At 55.0% G+C, this 22,992-nt stretch carries 22 protein-coding genes; 10 read left to right on the top strand and 12 right to left on the bottom strand.

The features are described 5' to 3' along the window. The first annotated feature begins 103 nt into the window (after nt 1–103). The 6 genes from J1782_RS19760 (at nt 104) to J1782_RS19735 (ending at nt 5,938) form a co-directional block, all read left to right on the top strand. A complete protein-coding gene (locus tag J1782_RS19760) occupies nt 104–1,627 on the top strand; it encodes a helicase HerA-like domain-containing protein (RefSeq protein WP_217153768.1) in 1,524 nt (507 codons plus the stop codon). 241 nt (nt 1,628–1,868) lie between these two features. Further along, nucleotides 1,869–3,074 carry an aldose 1-epimerase family protein gene (locus J1782_RS19755; protein ID WP_217153767.1) on the top strand — a complete coding sequence of 402 codons (1,206 nt, stop codon included), beginning with the start codon at nt 1,869–1,871 and terminating at the stop codon, nt 3,072–3,074. 96 nt (nt 3,075–3,170) lie between these two features. Further along, nucleotides 3,171–3,341 carry a YhfG family protein gene (locus J1782_RS19750; protein WP_152327499.1) on the top strand — a complete coding sequence of 57 codons (171 nt, stop codon included), beginning with the start codon at nt 3,171–3,173 and terminating at the stop codon, nt 3,339–3,341. Further along, entirely contained in the window at nt 3,331–3,933 is a 603-nt protein-coding gene (locus J1782_RS19745; RefSeq protein ID WP_152327498.1) for a putative adenosine monophosphate-protein transferase Fic, read from the top strand. The genes J1782_RS19750 and J1782_RS19745 overlap by 11 nt, the downstream gene beginning before the upstream one ends. 92 nt (nt 3,934–4,025) lie before the next feature. Next, a complete protein-coding gene (locus J1782_RS19740; RefSeq protein WP_152327497.1) occupies nt 4,026–4,601 on the top strand; it encodes an aminodeoxychorismate synthase component II in 576 nt (191 codons plus the stop codon). Nucleotides 4,602–4,723: 122 nt separating this feature from the next. Further along, the gene (locus J1782_RS19735; protein ID WP_165061078.1) at nt 4,724–5,938 is read left to right on the top strand and encodes an aspartate aminotransferase family protein; all 1,215 of its coding nucleotides are present in this window, start codon (nt 4,724–4,726) and stop codon (nt 5,936–5,938) included. A 190-nt stretch (nt 5,939–6,128) separates the two neighbouring features. Here the strand turns inward: J1782_RS19735 and J1782_RS19730 are convergent, their stop codons facing one another. Then, a complete protein-coding gene (locus tag J1782_RS19730; RefSeq protein WP_165061080.1) occupies nt 6,129–8,204 on the bottom strand; it encodes a YccS/YhfK family putative transporter in 2,076 nt (691 codons plus the stop codon). A 61-nt stretch (nt 8,205–8,265) separates the two neighbouring features. Further along, on the bottom strand, nt 8,266–8,898 hold the full coding sequence (gene crp, locus J1782_RS19725; RefSeq protein ID WP_013573634.1) for a cAMP-activated global transcriptional regulator CRP: 633 nt from the start codon (nt 8,896–8,898) through the stop codon (nt 8,266–8,268). A gap of 362 nt (nt 8,899–9,260) precedes the next feature. Here crp and J1782_RS19720 point away from each other — a divergent pair, with 362 nt between their 5' ends. After that, nucleotides 9,261–9,668 (top strand): OsmC family protein, encoded by a 408-nt coding sequence (locus J1782_RS19720; RefSeq protein ID WP_101077441.1) that lies wholly within the window; start codon nt 9,261–9,263, stop codon nt 9,666–9,668. 1 nt (nt 9,669) lies between these two features. On the opposite strand, the gene J1782_RS19715 is transcribed toward J1782_RS19720, so the two are convergent. Next, nucleotides 9,670–10,581 (bottom strand): LysR substrate-binding domain-containing protein, encoded by a 912-nt coding sequence (locus J1782_RS19715; protein WP_208950313.1) that lies wholly within the window; start codon nt 10,579–10,581, stop codon nt 9,670–9,672. Nucleotides 10,582–10,785: 204 nt separating this feature from the next. Here J1782_RS19715 and J1782_RS19710 point away from each other — a divergent pair, with 204 nt between their 5' ends. Both J1782_RS19710 and J1782_RS19705 read left to right on the top strand, forming a co-directional pair. Next, on the top strand, nt 10,786–11,976 hold the full coding sequence (locus J1782_RS19710; RefSeq protein ID WP_217153766.1) for an MFS transporter: 1,191 nt from the start codon (nt 10,786–10,788) through the stop codon (nt 11,974–11,976). A 15-nt stretch (nt 11,977–11,991) separates the two neighbouring features. Beyond that, on the top strand, nt 11,992–13,176 hold the full coding sequence (locus tag J1782_RS19705; RefSeq protein WP_217153765.1) for an amidohydrolase: 1,185 nt from the start codon (nt 11,992–11,994) through the stop codon (nt 13,174–13,176). 5 nt (nt 13,177–13,181) lie between these two features. On the opposite strand, the gene J1782_RS19700 is transcribed toward J1782_RS19705, so the two are convergent. From J1782_RS19700 to yiaK, 9 genes are all read right to left on the bottom strand, one after another. Then, complete coding sequence (locus J1782_RS19700; RefSeq protein ID WP_013573636.1) at nt 13,182–14,051, bottom strand: phosphoribulokinase; 870 nt, start codon at nt 14,049–14,051, stop codon at nt 13,182–13,184. Between the two features lie 137 nt (nt 14,052–14,188). Then, nucleotides 14,189–14,890 carry an L-ribulose-5-phosphate 4-epimerase gene (araD, locus tag J1782_RS19695; RefSeq protein WP_152327491.1) on the bottom strand — a complete coding sequence of 234 codons (702 nt, stop codon included), beginning with the start codon at nt 14,888–14,890 and terminating at the stop codon, nt 14,189–14,191. Then, nucleotides 14,884–15,744 (bottom strand): L-ribulose-5-phosphate 3-epimerase, encoded by an 861-nt coding sequence (locus tag J1782_RS19690; protein WP_217153764.1) that lies wholly within the window; start codon nt 15,742–15,744, stop codon nt 14,884–14,886. Before J1782_RS19690 ends, araD begins: the two co-directional genes overlap by 7 nt. After that, nucleotides 15,741–16,400 carry a 3-keto-L-gulonate-6-phosphate decarboxylase UlaD gene (gene ulaD, locus J1782_RS19685; RefSeq protein ID WP_217153763.1) on the bottom strand — a complete coding sequence of 220 codons (660 nt, stop codon included), beginning with the start codon at nt 16,398–16,400 and terminating at the stop codon, nt 15,741–15,743. Before ulaD ends, J1782_RS19690 begins: the two co-directional genes overlap by 4 nt. Next, the gene (locus J1782_RS19680) at nt 16,393–17,922 is read right to left on the bottom strand and encodes an FGGY-family carbohydrate kinase (RefSeq protein ID WP_217153762.1); all 1,530 of its coding nucleotides are present in this window, start codon (nt 17,920–17,922) and stop codon (nt 16,393–16,395) included. The genes ulaD and J1782_RS19680 overlap by 8 nt, the downstream gene beginning before the upstream one ends. Nucleotides 17,923–17,931: 9 nt before the next feature. Further along, complete coding sequence (locus J1782_RS19675) at nt 17,932–19,269, bottom strand: MFS transporter (protein ID WP_217153761.1); 1,338 nt, start codon at nt 19,267–19,269, stop codon at nt 17,932–17,934. Nucleotides 19,270–19,377: 108 nt separating this feature from the next. Next, a complete protein-coding gene (locus tag J1782_RS19670; RefSeq protein ID WP_217153760.1) occupies nt 19,378–20,352 on the bottom strand; it encodes a DUF4862 family protein in 975 nt (324 codons plus the stop codon). Between the two features lie 52 nt (nt 20,353–20,404). Next, nucleotides 20,405–20,872 carry a YhcH/YjgK/YiaL family protein gene (locus J1782_RS19665; RefSeq protein WP_217153759.1) on the bottom strand — a complete coding sequence of 156 codons (468 nt, stop codon included), beginning with the start codon at nt 20,870–20,872 and terminating at the stop codon, nt 20,405–20,407. 11 nt (nt 20,873–20,883) lie between these two features. Further along, nucleotides 20,884–21,882 (bottom strand): 3-dehydro-L-gulonate 2-dehydrogenase, encoded by a 999-nt coding sequence (gene yiaK, locus J1782_RS19660; protein WP_217153758.1) that lies wholly within the window; start codon nt 21,880–21,882, stop codon nt 20,884–20,886. A gap of 301 nt (nt 21,883–22,183) precedes the next feature. Here yiaK and J1782_RS19655 point away from each other — a divergent pair, with 301 nt between their 5' ends. Beyond that, complete coding sequence (locus J1782_RS19655) at nt 22,184–22,990, top strand: IclR family transcriptional regulator (RefSeq protein ID WP_152327483.1); 807 nt, start codon at nt 22,184–22,186, stop codon at nt 22,988–22,990. The last annotated feature ends 2 nt before the right edge of the window (nt 22,991–22,992 follow it).

The following is a 22,992-nucleotide window of genomic DNA, read 5'->3' as shown; positions in this document are numbered from 1 at the left end:
GCCTCCTTTCGGGAGGCTTTTTGTTGGGTGTTTCTTGACGCCCCTTGTCCTGACTAATAGGTTTTAAAGAGCGTTACCGCGTCCCACTTTCAAGGAAAAAGAAATGAGCGAACCCCGCCTTATTGCCAAAGCCATGAATGAAGGCCAGCCGGTTCAGGATCTGGTGATCCTGCCTGCTCTGGCGAACCGGCATGGATTAATAACTGGCGCGACCGGCACAGGTAAAACGGTCACGCTGCAACGCATGGCTGAACAGTTTTCGCGTATCGGCATTCCTGTTTTTCTGGCCGATGTAAAAGGGGATTTATCGGGGATTGGCGCAGAAGGCGTGCCTTCGGAAAAACTCGCCGCGCGCCTGAAGAATATCGGCGTCACTGACTGGCAGCCGCAGGCGTGCAGCATTATCCCGTGGGATATTTTCGGTGAAAAAGGTCATCCGATCCGCGCCACGATTTCCGATCTCGGGCCGTTATTGCTGGCGCGGTTGCTGGATCTGAATGACGTGCAAAGCGGCGTGTTGCAGCTGGTTTTCAAGATTGCCGATGACAACGGACTTTTGCTGCTCGACATGAAAGATTTGCGCGCGATGGTGCAGTTTACCGGCGAAAACGCGAAGCAGTTCCAGACGCAGTACGGCAATATTTCCACGGCGTCTATCGGGGCGATTCAGCGCGGCCTGATGACGCTGGAAGGTCAGGGCGCGAATCAGTTCTTCGGCGAGCCGATGCTGGATATCAACGATCTGATGCGCACCGATAAAAACGGTCATGGGATCATCAATCTGCTGGCCGCAGATAAGCTGATTAATCAGCCCAAACTCTATTCTGTTTTCCTGCTCTGGCTGCTGGCGGAACTGTTCGAACTTCTGCCGGAAGTGGGTGACCCTGAACAGCCGAAGTTGGTGTTTTTCTTTGATGAAGCGCATCTGTTGTTCAATGACGCGCCTGAAGCGTTACTGACGAAAATCGAACAGGTGGTGCGCCTCATCCGTTCTAAAGGCGTCGGGATTTACTTCGTCACACAGAACCCGCTGGATATTCCTGACAGCGTGCTCGGGCAGCTTGGCAACCGGGTTCAGCACGCTTTGCGCGCCTTTACGCCACGCGACCAGAAAGCGGTAAAAGCCGCGGCGCAGACCATGCGCGCCAATCCGGCGTTCGATGCGGAAGTGGTGATTAGCGAGCTGGGCGTCGGCGAAGCGCTGGTGTCTTTCCTCGACGAAAAAGGGCGGCCGGAAATTGTGCAGCGTGCCATGGTCATCGCCCCCGAATCAAAAATGGGCATGCTGGCGGAAGATGAGCGCAATAAAGCCATCAATCAGTCGCCGTTGTATGGCCGCTACGAAGACAGCGTGGATCGCGAATCCGCGTATGAAAAAATCACCGCACAGGGCTTCGGTACCGTGGCTGCCCCGCAACCGGGCGGCGCGGCTAAACCCACGGCGGAAGCCGGATCCGGCGGCGGCCTGATGGGGGGGCTCAATGAAATCCTGTTCGGCAGCACCGGCCCGCGTGGCGGCAAACGCGACGGTGTGGTGCAGGTTGCCGCCAAAAGTATGGCCCGCGATTTAGGGCGACAGATTCTGCGCGGCGTTTTGGGCTCAATTATGGGTGGCCGTAAAAAGTAATCTCTTCTGTTCAACACACGAAGCTGAAACGCGTCAGCTTTGTATGTGTTTTCTCTGCCTGACTTCGCACTATTTCCTGTAACAAATCCCGTTTCATTCTTCTTTTGCCACCCTGAGCACGTTGTGGCAGGTGGTTTTACGGCAAAACCTATCAAGGTGAAGACTGTCACGTTTTTCATCCTGCGGGATTTGTAGGCTGAATTGCTTTTGGGCTAAATCAATTCAGCAAAAAGGAGTGGATGTGAAAAAATTACTCGTAACCGGGATCGTCATGGGGCTTTTTTCGTGGCAGGCTGCCGCACAAACTATCGTGCTGACGGATGCTGAAGCCGGTACTGAACTGGGAAACTGGAAAACTGACAGCAAAAAGCTGAATATCGCCGGTGCAGATTTCAGCATCGAACAAAAAGTTTTGCACGGCGGTAAACAGGAAGGGTCGAAAGTCATTACGATCACCAGCAAAGGGCTGACCATCGCCCTGAGCCCGACGCGCGGCATGGATTTACTGCATGTCACCGGCGATAACATCCGGCTGGGCTGGGATTCGCCGGTGCAGGAAGTGGTGAATCCGGCGTACATCAATCTGGAAAGCCGCAACGGCGTAGGCTGGCTGGAAGGTTTCAACGAAATGATGGTGCGCTGCGGCTTTGAATGGACCGGCCATCCGGTGACCGCGGACGGCATGATTTATACGCTGCATGGCCGCGCAGGCAACACGCCAGCGTCGAAAGTCGTGGTGGAGATTGCAGAAAAAGCGCCGTACGAAATCACCGTGCGCGGGCTGCTCAAAGAAGATACCTTCAAGAAAGCCAGGCTGGAAACCTGGACTGAGCTGCGCTACGTGCCGGGCAGCCAGTCCTGGACCATTCACGATGAACTCACCAACTCGTCGGACTATCCGCACGACTACCAGATTATTTATCACAGCAACTTTGGTCAGCCAATCCTTGAGCAGGGCGCTCGCTTTATTGCACCACTAAAATCCATTTCTCCGTTCAACGATTACGCCAAAAAGGGCCTGACCGACTGGCAGACTTACGCAGGGCCAACCAAAGGCTTCGATGAAATGGTCTTCAACATGGTGCCGCTGGCGGATGCGCAGGGTAAAACCGTCGCGGGCGTCGTCAACAAAGCCGGTGATAAAGGCGCGTCGATCGAGTTCGATACCCATCAGCTTCCGCTGCTGACGCTGTGGAAAAACACCGACATGCTGAAACAGGGATATGTCACCGGTATTGAACCGGGCACCAACTATGCTTATCCGGTGACGATTGAGCGTAAACAAGGCCGCGTGAAACAACTGCAACCCGGCCAGAGCACCGTGTTCGAGCTGAAATACTCGCTGTTGCCAGACGCGCAGGCGGTTAAGCAGCTCGAAGACCGGGTGAAAACGTTGCAGGGTGAGCATAAAACTGACGTCATCAGCCAGCCGATCGCTGTTGAATAATCCGAGTTTGGGGCACTCAGCCGGGTGCCCTTTTTTCTCTGTCTATACTTACCTTCACAAGGTATGCGCCCGAATGGCCATATCCGGGGAGGAAATATGGCGAAAAAAATGACCCTCAGACAGCAGGAAAAACTCTTTCGCGAACGTCAGCGGGAGAACTTTCAGGCCAGCAGTCTGCTTGATGGTTTGCAGGTTGAAGCCGTCACGCTGGATAACGAACAAATTTCGCAGCGCTTGTCCGAGCTGAGGAGGCACTATGAACGATAAACTCGTGGCGGGTGCCGATCCTTACTACTATCCCGGCATCAACGTTCTGAAAAACAGCCTCGGGATCCGGGAGGAACATCGTCTGTTGCAGGCCGAACTGGCTTTCACCGCACTGCGCGCCGCCGCCATGCCGCTCGGCCCGGCCACCATGGGCTTACCGCATCTGTGCGCTATCCATCTTTCCCTGTTCCAGGACATCTATCCGTGGGCGGGCAAGTTCCGCGAAATCGATATTTATAAAGACGATACGCAGTTTTGCCATTTCGAATACATCGAAAATGAAGGCAACGCGCTGATGCAGGAACTCGAAGAAGAAGAGTTTCTGGTCGGATGGCCGCACGATAATCTGGCAGAACGGCTGGCGCACTATTACACCGGCCTGAACCTGTTGCATCCATTCCGGGAAGGTAACGGGCGCGCGCTGAGAATATTCATCGAGCAGCTGGTTATCCACGCCGGTTATGACATTGAGTGGGCCAAAGTCGGGCGTGAGCGCTGGCTGGCCGCCAACAAAACGGCGGTTTTTGGCGATGAAACAGACCTGGTGGCGATTTTTAATCAGGTGATCAGTGAAATCGATGAGGCACATTGACCGGCGCACCTTGATCGACAAAAAGGCTGAAGCCTGCGGTTAAAAATGCGTAGAATTACCCGGTAAATTTTTCGACTTTACCGGGATTGACCATGCTGCTGCTGATCGACAACTACGACTCGTTTACCTACAACCTCTACCAATATTTTTGCGAGCTGGGGGCAAAAGTCAGCGTGGTGCGTAACGATCAACTGACGATTGCGGATATCGAACAGCTTTCCCCGTCACATCTGGTGATTTCGCCCGGCCCGTGTACGCCCGATCAGGCGGGAATTTCCCTGCAAGCCATCACCCATTTTGCCGGTAAACTGCCGGTTCTCGGCGTCTGCCTCGGGCATCAGGCAATGGCGCAGGCATTCGGCGCAAAGATTGTCCGCGCCCGCCAGGCCATTCATGGCAAAACTTCTCCCATCTGCCATACCGGCAACAGCGTTTTTACCGGGCTGAATAATCCGCTGACGGTGACGCGCTACCATTCCCTGGTGATTGCGCCCGAAACGCTGCCCGATTGCTTTGACGTCACCGCGTGGACTGAGCGCGAAGGCCAGCGCGACGAAATTATGGGCATCATGCACAAAACCTTACCGCTGCATGGCGTTCAGTTTCATCCGGAAAGCATTCTGAGTGAACAGGGGCATCAGCTTCTGGATAATTTCCTTAAAATCTAATCAGTTAATCTTGCTGATAAAATTACTTACCCATCAGGTGTGATTTCTGTTTGCCTGTGCGTGATTTTTTATGCATATTTTGTGATTATATTTTCATATTACTTCAGTAAGGGAAAACGGTTATGGCAGAAAAATCAGCGGTAGATCGGGGTACGTTCGACAAAGTGATTTTGCCGGTTTATTCACCTGCGAAATTCATTCCGGTGAAGGGCAAAGGCAGCCGCGTGTGGGACCAGCAGGGCACCGAATACGTTGATTTCGCTGGCGGTATCGCGGTTACGGCGCTCGGACATTGTCATCCGGCACTGGTTAAAGCCTTGCATGAACAGGGTGAAACTCTGTGGCATGTCAGTAACGTATTTACCAACGAACCCGCTCTGCGACTGGCTCAGAAGTTGATCGACGCCACTTTTGCCGACCGCGTATTTTTTGCCAACTCCGGCGCTGAAGCTAATGAGGCCGCATTCAAACTTGCGCGCTATTATGCTTCCCACCGCCACAGCCCGTACAAAAGTAAGATCATCGCTTTCCATAACGCTTTCCATGGCCGCACGTTGTTTACTGTTTCAGTCGGCGGACAGCCGAAATATTCCGACGGCTTCGGCCCGAAACCTGCTGACATCGTACATGTGCCCTTCAACGATCTGGACGCGGTAAAAGCGGTGATCGACGATCATACCTGCGCAATTGTGGTCGAACCCGTTCAGGGCGAAGGCGGGGTGACACCGGCCACCAAAGAATTCCTGCAAGGGCTGCGTGAACTTTGCGACAAACATCAGGCACTGCTGGTGCTCGATGAAGTGCAAAGCGGTATGGGGCGTAGCGGTAAGTTGTTCAGCTACATGCATTACGGCGTGACGCCGGACATTCTGACCACCGCCAAAGCGCTGGGCGGCGGTTTCCCTGTCAGCGCCATGCTGGCAACGGAAGACGTTGCATCGGTGATGGAACCGGGCAAACATGGCACCACCTACGGCGGTAACCCGCTGGCCTGTGCCGTCGCCGAAGCCGCACTGGATATTATCAATACGCCAGACGTGCTGGCCGGTATCAATGAACGCCGCGAGAAATTCATCAGCGCGCTGGATGCCATCAACCAGAAATATTCTGTCTTCAGCGAATTCCGCGGGCAGGGGTTGCTGATTGGCGCCGAGCTGTCGGATGCCTTCAAAAACCGCGCCGGAGAGTTTCATGCCGCCGCCGCTGAGTTCGGGTTGATGATGCTGGTGGCGGGCCCGAATGTGATCCGGTTTGCACCATCACTGGTTATCGACTTCGCGGATATTGAAGAAGGGATGGGGCGCTTTGAGAAAGCTGTGGCAAAAGTTACAGGCTGACTGCTCCCCCCTTGCGAAGGGGAGATCGACGTTTTACTTCTATCCTGCAATGGCTGAAAGGTTTTACTTTTGCTCCTTCCCCTTTCACGAGGGGAAGGCTGGGATGGGGTGTTGGTTTGAGGGCAACTCAGACAATTAAGCCGACCTTAATACCCCCCCCCTCCCTTTTGCAGGGGGAGGGAGTTATAAATCACGCCCGCCGCGTTAACCAGATCCCATGATGTGGTCTCTGCTTCCACGCCAGTGACGAAATAGTATGCATCACACTCAGATGCGATATCACCCTCCGCAGGTGGCGTTCCATTTCGGTCAGCGGCATATCCGGATGCAGCTCCGGCGCATTAAACAAGGTGTTCTCACCACCGGGCCCGTCGTAAAGCAACCGCTGCTGACAGCTTTGCAGCGCGATTTCGCAGGTCTGCAAATACTCCGTCGCCAGTTTCTCCGGCAGCATGTAGTGCTCGCGGGCGAGAATAGTCATCGCATTGATGTGCTCGACAATAAACTGACTGTGCGTCACCCACAGACGCATATCCGCCAGATAATGCGAGTTAAAGCCCGGTTCCTGCATTGCCTGATTCAGTGAGGTGAACAGTTTATTATGCGCCTGATTGACCTGCATTCGGGTGTAAGCGAGTTTCGCGGCATCCGGATTTTCCTCAAGCAGCAACCGGATTGCGTTCTGATAGGTTTCCAGCGCCTGATGCGCATTCTGGCGCAGCAAACCGCTTTGCCATTGCGGCCACAACCAGATGGTGCCGCCGAAAGCCAGCGCACAGCCGATCAGCGTATCTATCAGCCGTGGTACGAGAAAATGTACGCCATTCATCGCCAGCAGTTGCAGGGTATACACGGCTGTCACTGTCATACCTACCATTGCCAGCCCGTAGTTTTTGCGTAAAACCGTGTAGGACAACAAAGTAATCAGCAGCATGCAGAGCAACGTGGTGCTTTCGGGTAATTCCAGCTTCAGCAATCCGGATGCAATCAGTAATCCGGCCAGCGTCCCCAGCGCACGGTGCTGGATACGTACGCGCGTGGCGTTATAGCCGTTCTGGCTGACCAGCATGATGGTCAGCAAAATCCAGTAGGGCTTGGGCAGATTGAAAAACAGACCAAGGCTGCTGCCAATCGCCAGGATGATGCCAAGCCGGGCAGCATTGCGCAGCGCGACCGATTTAAAGGAAAGATAACTTTTCAACGCCGGCCAGAAAGGTAAGCGGGGCTGAGTGTTCATCAGATCGCGTCGGTACAGCGGACGTTGTGTCCGCAATAAACGCGCAATGCGGCTGAAATGGTAATAGCAAAATTGACCGACCGGATTCTCCGGATTGCGCGCGGCTATTTTCTCCAGCGCGGCCAGTTCGTTGGCCATCGTAAATCGCCCGGATAAACGGTGATAAAGAATGTCATCAGCGATGACCCGCAGACGGGCGGAGATCACCTGCGCATTACGTCGTATAACCGCTTCGGCGTGGCTTTCTTCCACCAGCTTTTGCACTTCTTCCGGCTGATGCAGGCTCACCGTGATGTGTTCCTGCAAATCGAGTGCGACCTGAAAACGCTGGAACAGTCGCTTATGGTGATGATGATGTCCGTGTTGCGGCAGCATGTGCAGTTGCTGATAAAGCAGGGCAATCAGATCGATAACCTGTTGCTGACGCGCCAGCAGTGGCGGTAGCGCGGTTTCAGGATCGGTGTGTTGCGTCAGCAGGCTGTATTTCGCCTCGAAGTAATCTGCCAGTTGCAGATAGAGCTGGCTGAGGGTTTCGCGCATCGGTTGTTCTTTTGAAATACGAAACCACGCCCAGTTAAAGATACCGTACCAGGCGGTGCCTGCGGCGAACAGCGCCGGAGCTTGCCACATCGGGCGCAGACCCACCATGCTCAGCGTGAAGATGGTCGCCACCAGCGCACCGGGCAACAGACGCGCATGCAGCGGGCTGATTTCACCGGTCACGCCCAGCAGTAACGCCAGCGAGAACATGATGAGCGGCAGGGGAATGTGCCAGCTTTCCAGCATCACTTGCAGCAGAATGCTGCTCAGGGCAAAAAGCGTGCCGCCGACCATCAGACGTTTGAAAAAGCGTTTGTGTGGCGTATCCAGACCCGCGACATTGCAGCAGGCCGGGCACAGGGAAAACAGCAGACCCATTTGCAGATTGCCAAAAAGCCAGCAAATGCCAACAGGCAGGCACAACACCAGCGTCTGGCGCAGCGCGTAGTTAACTTCGGGATGATAGAACAGTCTTCGCCATAGCGTCATGCGTAAAGCTTAGCCCATAAAAAAGGCGCGACAGTTAGCTGTCGCGCCAATTTCTGAGGGATTAACGTGTGCCGTAAACGACAATCGTTTTACCGTGTGCGGAGATCAGGCTTTGATCTTCCAGCATTTTGAGAATACGTCCGACTGTTTCACGTGAACAACCGACGATTTGGCCGATTTCCTGACGGGTTATCTTGATTTGCATCCCGTCCGGATGGGTCATTGCATCAGGCTGTTTAGCCAGATTAAGCAAAGTTTGCGCGATACGGCCTGTTACGTCGAGGAAGGCAAGGTTGCCGACTTTCTCTGACGTCACTTGCAGACGGTTTGCCATCTGCGCGGAAAGACGCATCAGAATATCCGGGTTTACCTGAATCAGCTGGCGGAATTTTTTATAAGAAATTTCAGCCACTTCGCAGGCAGTTTTAGCACGCACCCAGGCACTGCGTTCCTGCCCTTCTTCGAAGAGTCCCAGCTCGCCGATGAAGTCACCTTGGTTAAGGTATGACAGTATCATTTCTTTGCCTTCTTCATCTTTAATCAGGACGGCAACCGACCCTTTCACGATGTAGTACAGCGTTTCGGCTTTTTCACCTTGGTGAATCAGCGTACTTTTAGAAGGATACTTATGTATATGACAGTGAGACAGGAACCATTCGAGAGTCGGGTCTGTTTGTGGCTTGCCGAGAACCATTTGCTATTATCCTCTGTTGTTATCGCTGCCCAAAATCACAGGGCTCAGAGTTCCCTGTACGGCACTTACTTTAAAAAGCGCCCTTTCAGCATATAACTCCCCAGAAATGCTGCAAGCGGATGTCGGAGTGAAACAGCCTGATTATTGCTGTTAACACCGTGGGTTCTGTTCTTAAACCGCAAAAACCGTCACCGCAATTTACTGGAAAGTATGTTTCGGCTTTGTTTGTAACACAGGTTTGCAATGCTGTCTTCTGTTGTCTCGCTTCAGCATGATGGCGATCGGGTTACGTTGCCAGTTTTTGGGTGAAAGGGTAGTCTGAGGGGAAAATTTGACGAATTTATCCACCGGGAGAAGAGCACATGCACGCACGCGTAAAATGGGTAGAAGGGCTGACGTTTTTAGGTGAGTCAGCGTCGGGGCATCAGATCACAATGGATGGTAATGCGGGCGACAAAGCCCCGAGCCCGATGGAAATGTTGCTGATGTCGGCGGGCGGTTGCAGCGCGATTGATGTGGTATCTATTTTGCAAAAAGGCCGCAACGACGTGCGTGACTGCGAAGTGAAACTGACGTCTCAGCGCCGCGAAGAAGCACCGCGTCTGTTCACGCACATCAACCTGCATTTCATCGTCACCGGCAAAGACCTGACGGATAAAATTGTGGAACGCGCAGTCAGCCTGTCTGCGGAAAAATATTGCTCCGTTTCCCTGATGCTGGGCAAAGCCGCGACAATCACCCACAGTTTTGAAGTAGTGAACGCCGAATAAGTCACGACCAGTGATACGACTGGCACTGACTTCGCAGTAAATCCAGAAATCGCCGCGCGGCAAACGTCAGCGGCGATTTCTGCGAATAGAGCACGCAATATTCAGCTTCCGGCAGCGTATCGATATTGAGCAGGCAAAGCCTGTCCTGTAAGCCGAACGGCGCGCGCATGGCCTTCGCCACAATCGTCAGATAATCCGACTGCAACACCATATTCAGCCCGCACACTACCGAATCCGTTCTTACCGGCGTTTCCCCGGCTGGTGCGTTAAAGCCGTTCATCGAAAGCTGAATCTGCTGGTAGTAACCCATATCCGTTTCCGGCAACACCCAGCGCGCGCACTGCAATTCGTCGAGCGTGGTGGCATCTGCCAGCGGATGCCCTTGCCGCGCAATCACGCCAAAAGGGGCGCTAAACAGCGGCTCACGCACCAAATCCTCCAGCGGAAAACCCGGCCCGGCGGTCCCGACAGCAAAATCGAGTTTCCCTTCACGCAGCGCCGGTAACAGCGTCGAAAGCTGGCCTTCTTTAATCAGCAGTTTGGACTGGGGAAATTGCGTTTTGAACGCTTCACTGAGGGCCGGAAATACCGTCAGCGCCAGCAGTGATGAAAACCCGATAGCCACCGAACCCTGCGAATACTGATTAATCTGCCGGATCTCATCCGCCGCACGTTCAAGTTCTTCGAGAATAAACTGCATGCGCTGCGCAAAGGCACGGCCGGTTTCCGTCAGCGCCATGCCCTGATTGCCGCGCACGATAAGCTGAGTTTCAAGCGTTTGTTCCAGTTCCCGCAAGGTTCTGCTGACCGCGGGCTGCGACTGATTCATCGCCCGCGCCGCGCCGCGAATACTGCCGCTGCGGATAACCTGCTGGAAAACCTTGAGTTGCTGCAATTTCGGTAAATAACGCATGTCGCCTCGCTTGAAAGCCCTATCAGTAAAAAGCATCACCCGCCCAAAAATTGCATCTTATGGCAAACCTGTAAAGCTGATAGCTTCAGATTTGGAATAAATAATGCGTTGTTATTCAGTTGATTACGTGATGCATGTCGCATTTTACTTTTCGCCCGACAGTGAGAACTTCTGACGCGGTGATAACAAAAAGGGATATCCGCTATGAAAAGTCGTTCCCTGATGATCTTCCTGCTGTTCGTCGGTTATGCGGTGGTTTATATCGACAAAACGGTGATGGGGTTCGCGCTGCTGCCGATTGAGCGCGAATTTAACCTGCAACCAGAGCAGCTGGGTTACATCACCGGCATTTTCTTCCTGGCCTATTCGCTGTTTCAGATCCCCGCTGGCTGGCTGAATGACCGCTTCGGCTACAAAAAAGTACTTGGTATCTCGCTGTTTTTGCTCGGCGGGTTCGCGCTCTGCTTCGGTTTGCTGGGATTCGGCCTCGGTTTGCTGGTGACGTTTCGCTTTCTCTCCGGCGTCGGACATTCCGGTTATCCGTGTTCCTGCGCCAAAGCGGTGGTCTCGAATTTTGATGTCGGGCAGCGCACTTTCGCGCAGTCCGTATTGCTGTCATCCGCCGGTCTGGCGATGACAGCCGGGCCGCTGATTGCGGTGTACGCACTCGATACGCTCGGCTGGCGCGGATCATTCTCTATTCTCGGCCTTCTGGCGTTTGCGATTGCCGTTGCGATTATCATTTTTGTGCCGAACCCTCCGAAAGCAGAAGCCCGTAACGGCGTAGCGACCGGCTACCGTGAGCTGCTTAAAAATCCGATTGTCGTGCTGCTGTTCGTGTCGATTTTCTGCATCAACATTCCGTCTTACGGCCTGATGGCGTGGCTGCCTAAATATCTGGTACAACAGCGCGGAATGTCGCTGGACGTTTCCGGGCTGGTGGTCGCCACCGGCGGAATGGGGATCTGGATTTCCTCGCTCGCGACCGGCTGGCTGGTCGGCCGTTATATGCAGGGCAAAGAGCCGAAAGTGATTTTTTGCAGCGCACTGCTCAGCGCGCTGTGCATCTGGCTGGTCTACACCTCCGGGTCGGCGGTGACCGCCGGGCTGTTCCTGTTCCTCGGCTATATCTTCCTGATGGCGGCATTTGTCACGGTGTTTACGCTGCCGATGAAACGCCTGCCGCCGGAAGTGATGGGTGCCGCAATGGGGATTATCAATACCGGCGGAACGCTCGGCGGATTCGTGGCGCCGATTGCGATGGGCTATCTGATCACCGTGACGCACGGGTATTTTTCGACATTTGTTTTTCTGGCACTGGCGATGGTGGTTGCCGGGCTGGCGATTTTGCCGCTGACCCTGAAACCGCGCGCAGCGTTGCGCGACGTGGCATAACTGAGGAGAAGTCTGATGACATTTAATTTTGAAGCGATGCTGGCGGAAGTCAAAACGGATGTTTTGCGCTGGCGCAGACATATTCATGCGCATCCTGAGCTCTCATTTCAGGAACATAAAACGGCGGATTACATTGCGGAACAGCTGGAAAGTTTTGGCGGCCTGACCCTGACGCGGCTGACGCCCAACAGCGTGGTTGCCGATCTTAAAGGCGCTTATCCGGGGCCGATGTATGCGCTGCGGGCGGATATCGACGCCCTGCCGATTCAGGAAGAAAACGATGAGCCGTTTTGTTCGACGGTGCCGGGTGTCATGCATGCCTGTGGCCATGACGCGCACACCTCGATGTTATTGGGTGCGGCGAAAGTGCTGACGCAATGTCAGTCCGCGCTGCACGGCTCGGTGCGGTTTATCTTCCAGCATGCGGAAGAGTTGCCGCCGGGCGGGGCGCAGGAACTGGTGGATTTAGGCGTGCTCGACGGCGTGGAGAAAATCTTCGGCCTGCACGTTATGCCGAATTCTCCGACGGGCGAGGTTGGCCTGAAAGAGGGCGTGTTCTGTGCGTCCACCGATAACTTCGACATCACGATTACCGGCAAAGGCGGACACGGTTCGATGCCGCATTTGTGCATTGATCCGGTGGTGATTGGCGCGGAAGTGGTGACGGCGCTGCAAAACGTCGTGGCGCGCCGCATCGATCCGCTTCAGGTGCCGGTGCTGACCATCGCCACCTTCCAGAGCGGGGAGAGTTATAACGTCATTCCGGAACGCGTGAAACTCGCCGGAACATTGCGCACCCATCACAGCAGTGTGCGCGAGCAGGTTCCGTTGCTGATGGAACAGATTATTTCGGGGATTACGGCGGCGCACGGTGCGACATACGAACTGCGCTGGACGCGCGGCTATGTGAACGGTGATAACCATCCTGAGGCCTGTGCGATTGCGCGTCAGGTGATCGAAAAAACGCTGGGGCCACATGCGCTGCGCGAAGTCACTCAGCCGCTGTTCGGTGGTGAGGATTTCTCTTCCTATCAGCAAAAAGTACCGGGTTGCTTCCTGTTTATTGGCAGCGGGAATGAAAAAATTGGCGCGACTTACGGTGTGCATAATCCGCGTTTTCGCCTCGATGAAGAGGCGTTACAGATTGGCGTCGCACTGCATGTCGGGTTTATCCGTCAGTTGCTGATGAACGGCGCCTGAGTTCGTTACTCGATTTTTTTACCTTCCATCAGGCGCTGCACCAGCGGCGCCATAATCAGCTCCATCGCCAGTCCCATTTTCCCGCCCGGTACGACCAGTGTTTTAATGTGCGAGATAAACGAGCCCTGCAACATCGCCAGCAGATACGGGAAATCAATGTCATCGAGTCCCTGGAAATGGATCACCACAAAGCTTTCATCCAGTGACGGAATGGCTTTGGCAGCGAACGGGTTGGAAGTATCGATAGTCGGTACGCGCTGGAAGTTAATGTGCGTGCGGGAAAACTGCGGCGTGATGTAGTTGATGTAGTCGTCCATCGAACGCACTACTGAATCCATCACCGCCTCACGGGAATGCCCGCGCTCGCCGGTATCGCGCACTAATTTCTGGATCCACTCAAGGTTAACGATAGGCACCACGCCGACCAGCAGATCGACCTGGGCGGCGACGTCAATTTTGTCCGCAACCACGCCGCCGTGCAGCCCTTCGTAAAACAGAATATCGGTCGGCTCCGGGAGCGCCTGCCATGGCGTAAAGGTACCCGGCACCTGATTGTAGGGAACGGCTTCATCATAAGTATGCAGATATTTGCGCGAACGGCCTGTGCCGGTTTTGCCGTATTCGATAAAGCTTTTTTCCAGCAGGCCAAAGTCATTGGCTTCCGGCCCGAAGTAACTGATGTGGCGCCCGAGGTCACGGGCTTTGCGGATCGCCGCATCCATTTCAGGACGGGTGAAATGGTGAAAACTGTCCCCTTCCAGCTCCGCGGCACGCAGGCCAAGTTGTTGAAATATTTTACGAAAGGCCACGCTGGTGGTGGTGGTGCCTGCACCGCTCGAACCGGTCACTGCAATAACAGGATGTTTGGCTGACATAATGCGCTGTTCTCCATAAAGGTGAGGCAGGCAGGCGTACCGCGGTCTTTTCTGTGGTCGAAGACCTGGCGGCATCGCTGCGCATAATTAAGCCTATTGTTACCATATTTATTCGAGAAGTGACAGGCGACGACCGGTTATTTCAGCTGTCCGTAATAGGCATTTTTCCCGTGTTTGCGCAGGTAATGTTTGTCCATCAGCGTCTGTTGCATATCGCCAAGTGCGGGCGTCAGCTGGCGGGAGAATATGCCCATGTAGGCGCATTCCTCCAGCACGACGGCGTTATGCACGGCGTCGGTGGCATTTTTCCCCCAGGCGAATGGCCCGTGAGAATGCACCAGAACCGCCGGAACCTGCATGGCGTCCAGACCCCGCTCCAGGAAGGTTTCGATTATGACGTTGCCGGTTTCCAGTTCGTACGCGCCGTTGATTTCTGCTTCGGTCATCCGGCGCGTGCAGGGAATATTGCCGTAGAAGTAATCAGCGTGCGTGGTGCCCCATGCCGGTAAATCCAGCCCGGCCTGCGACCAGATTGTCGCGTGTCGGGAATGCGTATGCACAATGCCGCCGATTTCCGGAAACTGCCGGTAAAGCGCCAGATGCGTGGCGGTATCCGACGACGGATTTTTGTCGCCTTCGATGCGCTCGCCGGTATGCAGATCGACGATGACCATGTCGCTGGCGCACATGTCGGTATATTCCACGCCCGACGGTTTGATCACCACCCGCCCCTTTTCGCGGTCAACCGCGCTGACGTTGCCCCAGGTAAACGTCACCAGATGATGCGCAGGCAGCGCCAGATTGGCCTCCAGTACGGCCTGTTTCAGCTGTTCTAACATGCGAATTCTCCTTCCTGCATTTTGGCTTCAATCCACTGACGGGCTTTGATGATTTCCAGTACCGGCTCGGCGGCGGTTTCCGTCCACATTTCGATGAGGAATGCGCCGCGATAATTCAGCGCGCCCAGCGTGCGGAAAAAGCCGGTGAAATCGACACAGCCGTCGCCGAACGGCACATCGCGGAACTGGCCTTTAGAGGTCGCGGTGACCGGGTAGGTATCTTTCAGGTGGATAGCGGCGATGCGGTCAATGCCCAGCGCCAGCTCCGACGGAATGTCGTTTCCCCACGCGCTGAGATTACCGATGTCCGGATACACGCTGAACCACGGTGAATGCAGGCGCTCATCCCATGCTTTCCATTTGGTTATCGAATTCATGAATTCGGTGTCCATGATTTCGACCGCCAGCGTGACCTGCGCGGCGGCGGCCTGTTCGACTGCCCACGCCAGCCCTTCGGCAAATCGTTCGCGGGTACCTGCGTCGGACGCTTCGTAATACACGTCATAACCGGCCAGCTGTAAGGTGCGGATCCCTAGGTCGCGCGCCAGTTTGATGGCTTTGGTCATCACTTCCCGTGCACGTTCGCGGACGCTTTCATCGTGGCTGCCGAACGGAAAACGGCGGTGTGCGGAAAGGCACATCGACGGAATGGAGACACCGATTTCCATCATCGCTTCGACCAGCGCGACGCGTTGCGTGATGCTCCAGTCGAGGCGCGACAGGCGCTCATCGGTTTCATCCACCGACATTTCAACAAAATCAAAGCCGCAGCTTTTCGCCAGCGCCAGTCTTTCCGGCCAGCTCAGATGTTTGGGCAGCGCTTTTTCATAGATGCCCAGCGGATGTTTTCTCATGCCGTTGCTCCCCAGATTGCGCTGATTTGCTGGTGAAAAGCCTGCGCGACCTGCGCGGGTTGCGTTGCGTCGGATAACGCGCGTCCGGCGATGAACGCCCGCACGTCGATATCGCGGAACAGTGGTAAATCCGCAGGCGTGATGCCGCCGGTGACGGAAAGGCGCAGGCCGATATCCGACAGCTGTTTCATGCGATCCAGATCCTGCTGGCCCCAGGTTTGTCCGCTGGCCTGCGCGTCGCGTCCGCGGTGGTAAATCGCCTGACGGATCCCCGCCGCGTGCCATTCGCGCGCATCCTGCATCGTCCAGTTGCCGAAAAGTTCTATCTGGATTTCACCCTGATACGTTTTCGCCACGTCGTGCGCTTTGATAACCGTCGCCAGTGGTGCGGCGCAAATCACCGTCATCCAGTTAGCCCCGGCTTGAAATGCCTCCAGCGCCAGCGTTTCACCGGCGTCGGCCACTTTCAGGTCGGCCACCAGAATCTTATACGGGCAAAGTTCACGCAGCATTTCTACGGCCTGCAATCCTTCGCAGAGACACAAAATGGTGCCCGCCTCGATGATGTCGACGTGATTTTTCAGCGCCTTCGCGGTGCGCAGCGCGGCCGGAAGGTCGGTATGATCCAGCGCCAGCTGGAGCAGAGGTTTAGTCATGATGAGTTTTTTCCTGTGAGTCAGCCGCCGCGCATCGGGCGTGGTAACCGCCCAGTGCGTCGATCAGGAACTGGTAACGTTGTGATTTTTTCTGATAGGCCATCTGCGCACCGACGTCGGGTTCCAGGCGCCTCACGGCAAAATGCAGATGGCGCTGGGCCTGCGCGAAAGTGGGATACACGCCGGTGCCGACCATCGCCGCCAGCGCCGCGCCCAGACAGCCGGTTTCTTCGATCTGAGGGAGTTCCACCGGCATGCCGCTGACGTCGGCCAGCATCTGCATCCAGACCTCTGAACGCGCCGGACCGCCGGTGACGCGCAGGGTTTTCGCCTGCGGAAAGCGTTCGAGCATGCGGTTAAGGTGCGTCATATGGCTGAACACCACGCCTTCGTAAACCGCCTGCAACAAATGGCCGCGATGGTGCAGTGATTGCAGGCCATAGAATCCGGCGGTCATTTCCACACCCTGATTGCTGCCATAAAGGAAGGGCAGGAACAGAACGTCGGTTGCGGCTTTCGGCAGGGCGCTGACGGCGCGGTTAATCTCGTCAAACGCCATGCCGCCGGTTTGCTGGTTGAGCCATTCGAGATTAGCGGAGGACGTCGGGCTGGCTTCGTGGATGAGATAGCCTTCGCCGCCAGCGTAGCGGCCATAAACGTACGGATGATTTTCCTGCGCGCCCATTTCCGCTGATATTCCGCTGGTGACCGCCCACGTGCCCATCACCGCATTCAGGGTGAATTCGTCGTGAAGTCCAGCGCAAAGCGCGGTAGAGACCACATCGAATAATCCGCCAGCCACCGGCGTGCCTGCGGTTAATCCGGTCAGCGCTGCGACGTCTGGCGTCACGGTTCCGCAGATTTCCGCCGAACCCACCACCGGCGGCAGCGCTGCGCTGATATCGGCAATCCCTAACATTTCAGCCAGCCGTGCGTCGTAACCGCCATTCGCCATGTGGTACAGATTGGATTCGGAGATGTTGGTTTCTTCGCAACCGCGCACGCCGGTCAGGCAATAACGCAGATAATCGTGCGCCATCATTACCGTGCCAATTTGCTGATAACGCTCCGGCTGATGCAGTTTTATCCAGCGCAGCAATGACACCGGATGCCCGGCCCACAGCGCCTGACGGGTCAGCGGATAGATTTGCTGATGCAAGCCGTCACGCTGCCAGGCGCTGATCACATCACCGGCGCGGCGGTCGGAGGACAAAATCCCCCGGCCCAGCGGATTTCCGGCTTTATCCAGCAGGAATAAGCCTTTGCCCTGCGCCGAAATGCCGATGCCTTTCACCTGATTGCCGGTGACGTTTTGCTGGCGCAGCAGCGCGGCAATACAGCTGACGCACGACGCCCACAGCGCAGGCATGTCACGTTCGGCCCAGCCGGGATGGTCGCTCAGAACCGGCAGGGACTGGCGGCAAACGCCAGACTCCTGCCCCGTGTGATCGTACAATCCTGCCTTGAGGTAGGTGCCGCCGCAGTCGATCCCTAACCAGTATTCTCCGGATGAAGCGTTCATCGTATTTCCTCAGGCTGCTGTCGGACGGCTGTCGGGTAATTTGTTCGCCGATTGCGCCGGAACGTCACACCGTGCGGGCAACAGCAATGCCATCAGTGCCGCCAGCGTGAGCGAGACCGCCAGACAATAAACACCGGCATCTTTGCTGTAGAACGTGATGAGCAAACCGACGGCATACGGCCCGCAGAATCCGCCCAGATTGCCCAGCGCGTTAATCACACCGCGTGCGCCACCGGCCATTTCCGCGCTGAAAAGCTTGGCGGGAATGGTCCAGAAAACTCCGGCGGCGGATTGCAGGAAGAAACCGCAGCCAACCAGCGCGGCATACGAAAGCCAGACGGTGTTTTTCAGCATCACCGACAGGAACATGCAGGCTGCAAAGCCGAGGAGGGGCAGGAACACGTACAATTTGCGTTTGCCGGTGCGGTCAGACAGCGAGGAGAACAGCAGCATGCCCGCCACGGCGCCGATGTAAGGCAGAATCGCGAGGACGCCGACCTGGCCCATAGTGGAATGTGTCAGCTCTTTCAGGATGGTCGGCAGCCACAGGGTGTAGCCGTAAATGCCGGTCTGATAGAAGAAATTCAGGGCGATAAGCTGCCACATCGTCCGGTTGGCCAGCACCGCGCCGAGCGAGGCGTTTCTGACTTCTTTCCCCGCAATGGCTTTCTGTTCGGCGGCCAGCGTCGATATCAGCCAGTTTTTTTCTTCGGGCGAAATCCAGCGCGCCTCCTGCGGGCGGTCACAAACGGTCAGCACCCACATCGCCAGAACAGCGGCGGAAAGCAACCCTTCAATGATGAACAGCCAGCGCCAGTCGAGTGCGCTGATGATCCAGCCGGAGAGGGGAGCGGTGATGATCCCGGCGATGGGCACGAACATGATCACAATCGCGTTCGCCCTGCCGCGTTCGGCATCGGGGAACCAGTTGCTGATCATCGTCAGTACGACCGGCAACATGCCGCCTTCTGCAACGCCCAGCGAGAAGCGCAGGAAGAGCAGCTGATACTGATTGGTGACCAGGCCGGTGAGAATCGAAATAATGACCCACGCAACCAGTGACCAGCCGATGAATTTCTTACCACTGCCGTGAACCGCGATTTTCCCGCCTGGTACCTGAAGGAATAAATACCCGAGGAAGAATATTCCGCCAGCCAGCCCGGCCATTGATGCGGTAATGCCTAATTCAGCGTCCATTCCGCCCGGCATGGCAAAGGCAATATTTACCCTGTCCATATAAGAGATAATACAGGCAATCAGGATTGGTGGAATAATTCTAAGCCAGCGCTGTTTGGGTATTTCTTTTAATGAACGATTGCTTTGCAGAGTGTCAGAGTTCTTATTCATAACTTATTACCTTAATAATGAGTTACAGAGCCCGTTTAACAGACGAGCGGGTTTCCCCTCAGAAAAAAGGGATGTGGTGTAAAATAAGATGTCGCTATTTTATGATTGTTATTTTTTATTGATTGCCAGATTCATGGCCTTAATACCGTCCTGCAAAATAGCAATACGATGTTCCACGCCGGCGCTGGCATTAATTTCCAGTAATTTAATTCCCGAGAAGTTCAGGGATTCCGGTGGTGCGTGCCGGAACATTTCGGCGGCAATATCGACGGTCATCAGGCTTTCCTGACATTCCGCTTCACTGCCTGCGAACGGCGCAAACGGTGCGTGCAGATCTTGCCAGTCGCCATAAACACCTTCGCGGGTGGTGCCCGAGAACATCAGCGCCTGAAGAACACCGGCCTGCTGGCTGATTCGCAGATGTTCCAGCGGCAGGGACGTATTGCGGCCTTCAATGGCGGAACGCGCCCAGTTGATACACACTCCGGCCGTTTTCCCGGTGTAAGCTTTGGCCTCAGCAATCGCCGTCAGTTCGTGCGCCAGCGGCAGAAAACCTTTGCGTGAAGCCGGTTTATCCAGCGCATCGCAATGCTCGATAACCAGCCCGCACGGCCAGTCCCAGCTCAGGATTTCCTTCAGGGACTCCGTAAAACAGCGTGCGGCAAGACTGACATTTTGTGTGCCAGTCAGCGGCGCGGACTGCAACTCCACGGCCAGCACTTTGTTTCTGCCAACGCGCGTATTGGTCTGCTCAACCTTTTCGAAAATGTGGCGGTAATAGCCAACACAGGCGCGACGCTGTTCAGCGTCTTCGGACGCCAGCCCGAAGCCCGGCAAGGTTCCGCGCCTGCGCATGGTTTCCATCACCCCGGTCACCACGATGTCCCACTCGTCAGGCAGATGGCGGAATAGCCATTCATCGCCATACGGATGTAACGTTTCAAGACAAGGTTGTTCTATTCCACGGATCCCCGGAATATCGGCCAGCTTGCGCCAGAATTCGCTTTCTTCATTTTCATTTCGCTGATGAAAAGAGGGCGCGCAAGGATAAGCGCCGACAATAAAGCCTGCATGCTTTAGCATAGATATTTCCCCATTGAATTAACTGTCTTCCCGAACTGTTTTATCCTGACGGTTACCCGAGTTTATTCACTTTTACTTTGACGACAATTTTTCGGATATTACTGACGGTATGATGAATACACGCCGGGCGGTGAACATCCTGCGGGAAGAATATGGCGTAGGTTCCCGGTGTCATGATAATTTCGGATTCGTTTTCCATGTCGTGATAAAAAATAATGTCTCGTTCTTCAAGCAATGACTGAGATATTCGATTATTCCCCCGGTCGGCGGCATAACCAATAATTTCATTGCCCCAGGCTAAAAATTGAATATCAATATAACGGCGGTGAACTTCGGGCTGATTTTCCGTTTTCTCTTTGGTCGTCAGATCGAGGATCTGCGCATAAATATCCCTGCCTTCAATTTCGACGACGCCGGTTTCCAGAGCGCGAAAATCCGTGGTGCGTAGAAAATTCAGTGCCTTCTCAATCGCTGCGGGAAACGTACAGGGATTCGGGTTGCTGATATGTCCGGATATCATGAGCCAGCTCCTTATAAGGCCTGAATTTTCGCCCAAACGCTGTCATCGACGGTGATCCCGTTGCGGCGGTTTTCTGCCAGCAGGCGGGTGAATTCGTGGCCCGGCAGGCGCACGGCTTCGTCCGGATTATTGCGTTCGGCGGTGGTGACGTAATCCATAATGCGCCGGAGTTTTGCATCGCGGGTCGCGCCGTCAATCAGGCGGTCAACTTCGATGGCGATGAAAATCTGCGAAATCCCGTATTCATCCGAGTTGTCTTCGGTGACTTCCGCCACGGACGCGCCGTCGGAAAGCAGGGTGGCAATCATGTCCAGCACAATGGATAAACCGGAACCTTTCCAGTAGCCCATCGGCAAAATGCGCCGGTTCTTTTCTATAACGCCGGGCTCGCGGGTCAGCTGGCCGTTGTCGTCGAAGCCGCCGTCGACCGGCAGTTCACGGCCTGCGAGACGGTTCACTTCCAGCATACCGTAGGAGAACATCGACATCGACATATCCACCATGGTGATCGGCGAGCCGGGGATGGCGACGATCAGCGGGTTCGTGCCGATGCGGCATTCTTTTGCGCCCCACGGTGGCATAACCGCGATGGAGTTCGTCCAGCAAATCCCGATGTAACCTTTTTCTGCCGCCTGCCAGCCGTAACTTCCGCCGCGCATCCAGTGGTTGGCATTGCGTAACGCCACCAGCCCGATGCCGTGGTCGGAGGCCAGAAAGATGGCGCGATCCATCATTTTTTTCGCCGTCAGATTGCCGATTGAGCGCTGCGCATCCCACTGTTCAATGGCGCCCAGCGACAGAATTTTCTTCGCCACGGCGTCCGGGTGAATGTCACCCTGATCCAGTTGCTGAATGAAGCGCGGGAAACGGTTTACGCCGTGGGAATACACGCCGGACTCTGTGGTTTGGGCAAACATCGTGGCGCATTCATCTGCGACGTCAGGTTTGACGTGGCGCGCGATAAGCACCCTTTTGAACTCCTTTTGCAACGTTTCAAAGCTCAGTTTCATACCTTTCTCCGGTGAGATTGTTAAATATTTGGTTGTTTTTAGATCTCTATATTTCACTATGTGGAATCTGATTTCAAAAATCTACTCTTGTCCGGTACGGATAACAATCCATCCGGGTATTTTTAAAACGCTTTAAAATCAGTTGGATAAAAAATTCATGTCCGGTTCGTGATGAAGGACACATTTTAGGCAGGGCAAAAAGCAGGCAGGGAAAAGGAGTTATTTCGCGTGCGAAGGAAGTTTGCTATACCATCGGTTCAGTATTGAAAACGCCATCGGCACAACGGGAATTCTTCAAGGTATGAAAGACGCAGAGAACGAACAGGGCAAAGATAAACCGGCAGGAAGTCAGAGCCTGTTCCGTGGGTTACAGCTGATCGAAATCCTCAGCAATTACCCGAACGGCTGCCCGCTGGCGCATCTTTCTGAACTGGCGGAACTGAATAAAAGCACGGTTCACCGTTTACTTCAGGGGCTGCAATCCTGCGGTTATGTCACGCCTGCTCCGGCGGCAGGAAGTTATCGCTTAACCACCAAATTTATTTCTGTCGGCCAGAAGTCACTTTCTTCCCTGAATATTATCCACGTCGCCGCGCCCCATCTTGAAGCACTGAATATCGCGACTGGCGAAACCGTTAATTTCTCCAGCCGGGAAGACGACCACGCCATTCTGATTTACAAGCTGGAACCGACCACCGGAATGCTGCGAACCCGCGCCTACATTGGCCAGCATATGCCGCTGTATTGCTCGGCGATGGGTAAAATCTACATGGCATACGGGCATCAGGATTACGTGCCGGCTTACTGGGAAAGTCACAGCGAACAGATCCAGCCGCTGACCCGCAATACGATTGTCAGCCTGAAAGAGATGGACAAAGAGCTGGCACAGATCCGCGAACAGGGCCTGGCGATGGACAGGGAAGAAAATGAGCTTGGCGTATCCTGTCTGGCGGTGCCTGTGTTTGATATCCACAGGCGCGTGACGTACGCCGTCTCGATTTCACTCTCGACGGCAAAACTCGGCGTGATCGGCGAAGAAGCCCTGCTGAAACCGCTGAAGGAAACCGCGGCCGCGATTTCCGGTGAGCTTGGGCTGAAGGTGGGGTGAGA

This window comes from Rahnella sp. BCC 1045 (assembly GCF_019049615.1).
GTDB lineage: Bacteria > Pseudomonadota > Gammaproteobacteria > Enterobacterales > Enterobacteriaceae > Rahnella > Rahnella contaminans.
Note: the sequence above shows the minus strand (reverse complement) of the source record. Positions and strands in the feature narration are given on the sequence as shown.